4 protein-coding genes and 4 tRNA genes are annotated in these 4,845 nt (G+C 58.3%); 2 read left to right on the plus strand and 6 right to left on the minus strand.

Annotated features, from left to right (window positions below; genetic code table 11):
• The 6 genes from ACMV18_RS11275 to ACMV18_RS11300 form a co-directional block, all read right to left on the minus strand.
• Positions 1–629, minus strand: a 629-nt coding sequence (locus ACMV18_RS11275; RefSeq protein ID WP_420817921.1) for a GTP-binding protein, incomplete at its 3' end; no start/stop codon positions are given.
• Between the two features lie 74 nt (positions 630–703).
• Positions 704–778, minus strand: a tRNA-Thr gene (locus ACMV18_RS11280).
• 55 nt (positions 779–833) lie between these two features.
• A tRNA-Gly gene (locus ACMV18_RS11285) sits at positions 834–907 on the minus strand.
• Between the two features lie 55 nt (positions 908–962).
• A tRNA-Tyr gene (locus ACMV18_RS11290) sits at positions 963–1,048 on the minus strand.
• A 67-nt stretch (positions 1,049–1,115) separates the two neighbouring features.
• A tRNA-Arg gene (locus ACMV18_RS11295) sits at positions 1,116–1,191 on the minus strand.
• Between the two features lie 64 nt (positions 1,192–1,255).
• Entirely contained in the window at positions 1,256–1,891 is a 636-nt protein-coding gene (locus ACMV18_RS11300; RefSeq protein WP_420817922.1) for a TetR family transcriptional regulator, read from the minus strand.
• A gap of 187 nt (positions 1,892–2,078) precedes the next feature.
• On the opposite strand from ACMV18_RS11300, the gene ACMV18_RS11305 reads away from it, so the two are divergent.
• Both ACMV18_RS11305 and ACMV18_RS11310 read left to right on the plus strand, forming a co-directional pair.
• Positions 2,079–3,329, plus strand: coding sequence for an efflux RND transporter periplasmic adaptor subunit (locus tag ACMV18_RS11305; RefSeq protein WP_420817923.1), 1,251 nt, complete (start codon positions 2,079–2,081; stop codon positions 3,327–3,329).
• An 11-nt stretch (positions 3,330–3,340) separates the two neighbouring features.
• The coding region (locus ACMV18_RS11310; RefSeq protein WP_420817924.1) for an efflux RND transporter permease subunit at positions 3,341–4,845 on the plus strand (1,505 nt) is incomplete at its 3' end.

Consider the following 4,845-nt stretch of genomic DNA (forward strand, 5'->3'; position numbering starts at 1 on the left):
TCCACTGCACGCTCAGGCGTGGGGATGTAGGTGTCCAGAGCTTCGGCCAGCTTGTCGATGGCTTGCTCGCCCAGAGGACCCTTGTCGCCTTCCAGAGCCAGCTTGGCGGAGCCGCGCACGATGGGGGTGTCGTCGCCTGGGAAGTCATACTTGTCCAGGAGTTCGCGCACTTCCATTTCGACGAGTTCGAGCAGTTCTTCGTCGTCCACCATGTCGCACTTGTTCAGGAACACGATGATGTAAGGCACGCCCACTTGGCGAGCCAGCAGGATGTGTTCACGGGTCTGGGGCATTGGGCCGTCAGCTGCGGAGCACACCAGGATGGCGCCGTCCATTTGAGCAGCGCCAGTGATCATGTTCTTCACATAGTCAGCGTGGCCGGGGCAGTCCACGTGAGCGTAGTGGCGGTTAGCGGTTTCGTATTCAACGTGGGCAGTGTTGATGGTAATGCCGCGTGCCTTTTCTTCGGGCGCTGCGTCGATTTCATCGTACTTCTTGGCTTCGCCGCCGAACTTGGCAGACAGCACGGTTGCGATAGCAGCCGTCAGGGTCGTCTTGCCATGATCCACGTGACCGATCGTGCCCACGTTGACGTGAGGCTTGGTACGCTCGAATTTTCCTTTTGCCATTTTTCCGACTCCGAAAAATATCTATCTCAAAACAACAGGATCTCGGCGCAACCAGAACCGGACGCACCTTCAAATGGTGCCCATGGCGGGAATCGGACCCGCGACCTCTCCCTTACCAAGGGAGTGCTCTAACACTGAGCCACATGGGCAAATCTGATCATCACAAAAAATAATGACAGACGAAAAACCAAAGAACCAAAAAAGTGGAGCGGGAGACGGGAATCGAACCCGCGTCATTAGCTTGGAAGGCTAGGGTTCTACCATTGAACTACTCCCGCATTGGCTTTTCAGCCTTTGCGAAGCTCGTCAAACCGACAAGCCACTCACTAAATTTGGTGGAGGGGACTGGATTCGAACCAGTGTAGGCGTAAGCCAACAGATTTACAGTCTGCCCCCTTTAGCCACTCGGGCACCCCTCCGAAGAATTTCGAATTCTAGCACGACTTTCATCAACACCAACAAAAATCGGCAAAAAGACAAAAGATTTGGCGCGGCTGGCGGGGATCGAACCCACGACCCTTGGCTTCGGAGGCCAATACTCTATCCACTGAGCTACAGCCGCGCTAATTGACGTGCAAGCCCAACATTATTGCACGCAAGCACACAACAACAACGACACGGAAACATCAAACCGCGCCATCACACCATTTAAGACCCAGACCCAACAAAAAGGCGTCAGTCGCACTCGCACCCACTTTCACCAAATCAAACGCCCCCTGACACAAGATCCAGTTTTGAATGAGTCCATCGAACAGAGCATGCAAAGCGACCGCAGCCTCATGCGGAGACAGAGAGACCGGCAACGGACTCACCTCAGCCGCCAAAGCGAAGTCTTTGGCAAGTTGCGCCGTGAAAGCACCCGACGCAGCAATGTGCCGATCCCGGATAGCCGCCATCTCTTCCACATACTCAACTTTGTACATGGCAATTTCAAACACACGCCGGGCCTGGGCATTCGATGCCACAGCCCCCAAAACAAACGCCATCACCGAACGCAGACGCCCCACAGGATCACCACTCGCAAGACACGAGAACTGAGCACAGCCCTCCTCCAAAGGCAGCGTCACGCGATCCATCATGGCGTTAAACAGATCGACCTTATCTTTGAAGTGCCAGTAGATCGCCCCGCGCGTCGCCCCCGCCGCCGAGGCAATGTCACTCAACGAAGCCCGCGACACGCCCTTTTCACAAAACACACGCTCGGCCGCATCAATCAATCCATTGCGTGTCGCAGCTGCGTCTTCCTTGGTCCTGCGCGCCATCTCCACCATCCATTTCTTTAACGGCAACCCGAAAATCCGCGGTCACCATTCAATTATACATTCACGATTGTATGTATAATCCCGCACCTTATCCGTCGGGCTTTCGTTCGACTGCAATCTACTGTGGTCATCTTCTTCGGCTTCTGAAATGATCGACCTGCCCTCGCTCCAGCTTCAAAGGAATTCCATGAAGAGCTTGCATGACGCGCCATCCACACCACACCATCCACCTCGCATGCAAGCACGGCTTGTTGTCGGCATGCTCGCTTCCGCGCTGATAGCGGCTGGCTGCACCAAGGAAGCGCCAACGGCACCCAGCGCTGCAGGACAGAGGCCTGCCGTTGAAGTGGGTACTGTCACGGCGACTCCAGGCGATGTGGGTCTGGTCACCGAGTTGCCAGGGCGCGTGGAGGCTTCCAGGGTGGCTCAAGTGCGCGCCAGGGCAGCAGGCATCTTGCAGCAACGGATGTTCAAAGAGGGCAGCGACGTGAAGGCGGGACAAACCCTGTTCCGTATCGATGAAGCCCCCTACGCAGCGGCCTTGGACAGCGCCAGGGCCAACCAAGCCAAGGCAGAAGCCAACCTGGCACAAACGCAAGCGCAGCTGGAACGGTACCGTCCGTTGGTCGAAGCCAATGCGATCAGCAAGCAAGATTTCGTCAACGCAGAGGCTGCCGTCAAACAATCCCAGGCAGACGTAGCCTCGACCAAGGCCGCGGTGCGTACCGCAGGCATCAACTTGGGTTACGCAACGGTCACAGCACCGATTTCAGGCCGAATCGGCAGGGCCCTCGTGACAGAAGGTGCGCTGGTAGGTCAAGGCGATGCGACGCCTCTGGCTGTCATCCAGCAAATTGACCCTGTCTACGTCAACTTCACTCAATCTGCCAACGACATTCTTCAGCTGCGCAAAGCCATGGCCAGCGGCCAATTCAAGCGCGCGGAGGGCAAAGACGCAGCGAGCGTGCGCCTGATCTTGAGCGATGGAACGGAGTACGAGCACCCTGGCAAGCTCCTGTTTTCCGACCTGACAGTGGACTCCACCACAGGCCAAATCACCTTGCGCGCCGAGGCGCCCAACCCCAAGGGTGAACTGTTGCCAGGCTTGTACCTGCGGGTCAAGCTGGAGCAAGCCCAGGCCAGCAATGCCATCACCCTTCCGCAGCAGGCCGTGACACGCACACAGCAAGGGGACATCGTCAACGTAGTCGCTGAAGACGGAAAAGTCAGCCAGCGCGCAGTCAAGATCAGCGCGGCGAAGAACAACCGTTGGGTTGTTCGCGAAGGACTACAGGCGGGCGAAAAAGTCATGGTGGACGGCTTCCAGAAGCTGCAAATGCTTCCACCTGGCACGCCCGTGAAAGCGGTCCCTTGGCAAGCACCGGGTCAAGCAGCAGCACCTGCGCCTGCCGCCGACGCATCCGCCGCTAAGCCCTGAGAGGCATACACATGGCCAAGTTTTTTATTGACCGCCCCATCTTCGCGTGGGTGATTGCACTGTTCATCATGGTGCTGGGGGGCGTTGCCATCACGCAGCTCCCCATCTCGCAATATCCCCCGGTTGCACCGCCTTCGATCGTTATCAATGCGTCTTACCCGGGCGCTTCTGCGCAAACGCTGGAGGACAGCGTTCTTTCCGTGATCGAGCGTGAAATGAACGGGTCGCCAGGGCTCATCTACATGGAGTCTGTGGCCCAGGCCGATGGTTCTGGGAGCATCACCCTGAGCTTCCAACCCGGAACCAACGCCGACTTGGCGCAAGTGGACGTGCAAAACCGCCTGTCGCGCGCGTCTCCGCGGTTGCCTTCTACCGTAACGCAACAAGGCGTGCGCGTGGACAAGTCGCGGTCCAACTTCTTGCTGTTCACGATGCTTTCGTCCAGCAACCCAGAAACCGATACCGTCGCGCTGGGTGACTATGCTTCCCGCAACGTGGTGCCAGAGTTGCAGCGACTGAAAGGCATTGGGCAAGCGCAACTCTTCGGTACCGAGCGTGCCATGCGGATCTGGATCGATCCCGCAAAGATGCTGAGCTTCAACATCTCCACCGCGGAGATCACGGCCGCCATCCGGGCGCAGAACGCGCAGGTTGCCAGCGGCACCATCGGTGATCTGCCCAACCTGTCTGGCCAGGGCATCTCAGCAACAGTGGTCGTTAGCGGGCAGCTGTCTACCGTCGAGCAATTCTCCAACATCATTCTTCGGGCCAACGCCGATGGCTCCACCGTTCGCCTCAAGGATGTGGCGCGCGTGGAGTTGGGTGGCCAAGCCTACGCTACCGCGGCTCGACTGAACGGGAAACCCGCCGTGGGTATCGGCGTCCAACTGTCGCCCAGTGGGAACGCGCTGGAGGCCGCAAAAGCAGTCCGCACCAAGATGGACGAGCTCTCGCGCTACTTCCCAGAAGGCATGAGCTGGAGCATTCCTTACGACAGTTCTCGCTTCGTGGATATCTCTATCACCCAGTTGGCCAAGACGCTGCTTGAAGCCGTCGCCCTGGTGTTCCTGGTGATGTTCCTGTTTCTGCAGAACTGGCGCTATACCGTCATCCCCACCATTGTGGTCCCCATCGCCTTGCTGGGTACCTTCGCCACCTTGCTGGCTCTGGGCTTCTCGATCAACGTGCTCACCATGTTCGGCATGGTGCTGGTGATCGGTATCGTCGTGGACGACGCTATCGTCGTGGTGGAAAACGTCGAACGCATCATGAGCGAGGAAGGGCTGTCCCCGCTAGAAGCCACGCGCAAAGCCATGCGCCAGATCTCAGGCGCCATCATCGGCGTGACCGTGGGGCTGATCTCGGTGTTCGTCCCACTGGCCTTCTTTGCAGGCTCTACCGGCAACATCTACCGCCAGTTTGCGGCCACCATGGCCACGTCCATCGCCTTCTCGGCCTTCCTGGCGCTGTCGCTCACGCCGGCGCTCTGCGCCACGCTGCTCAAGCCGGTGCAGGC

It is taken from the genome of Aquabacterium sp., assembly GCF_048860245.1.
Lineage (GTDB): Bacteria > Pseudomonadota > Gammaproteobacteria > Burkholderiales > Burkholderiaceae_C > Aquabacterium.

Excerpts from the sequence above, each read along its gene's own strand:
- ACMV18_RS11300 (WP_420817922.1), bottom strand. The coding sequence starts at position 1,891 with ATGGCGCGCAGGACCAAGGAAGACGCAGCTGCGACACGCAATGGATTG.
- ACMV18_RS11305 (WP_420817923.1), top strand. The coding sequence starts at position 2,079 with ATGAAGAGCTTGCATGACGCGCCATCCACACCACACCATCCACCTCGC.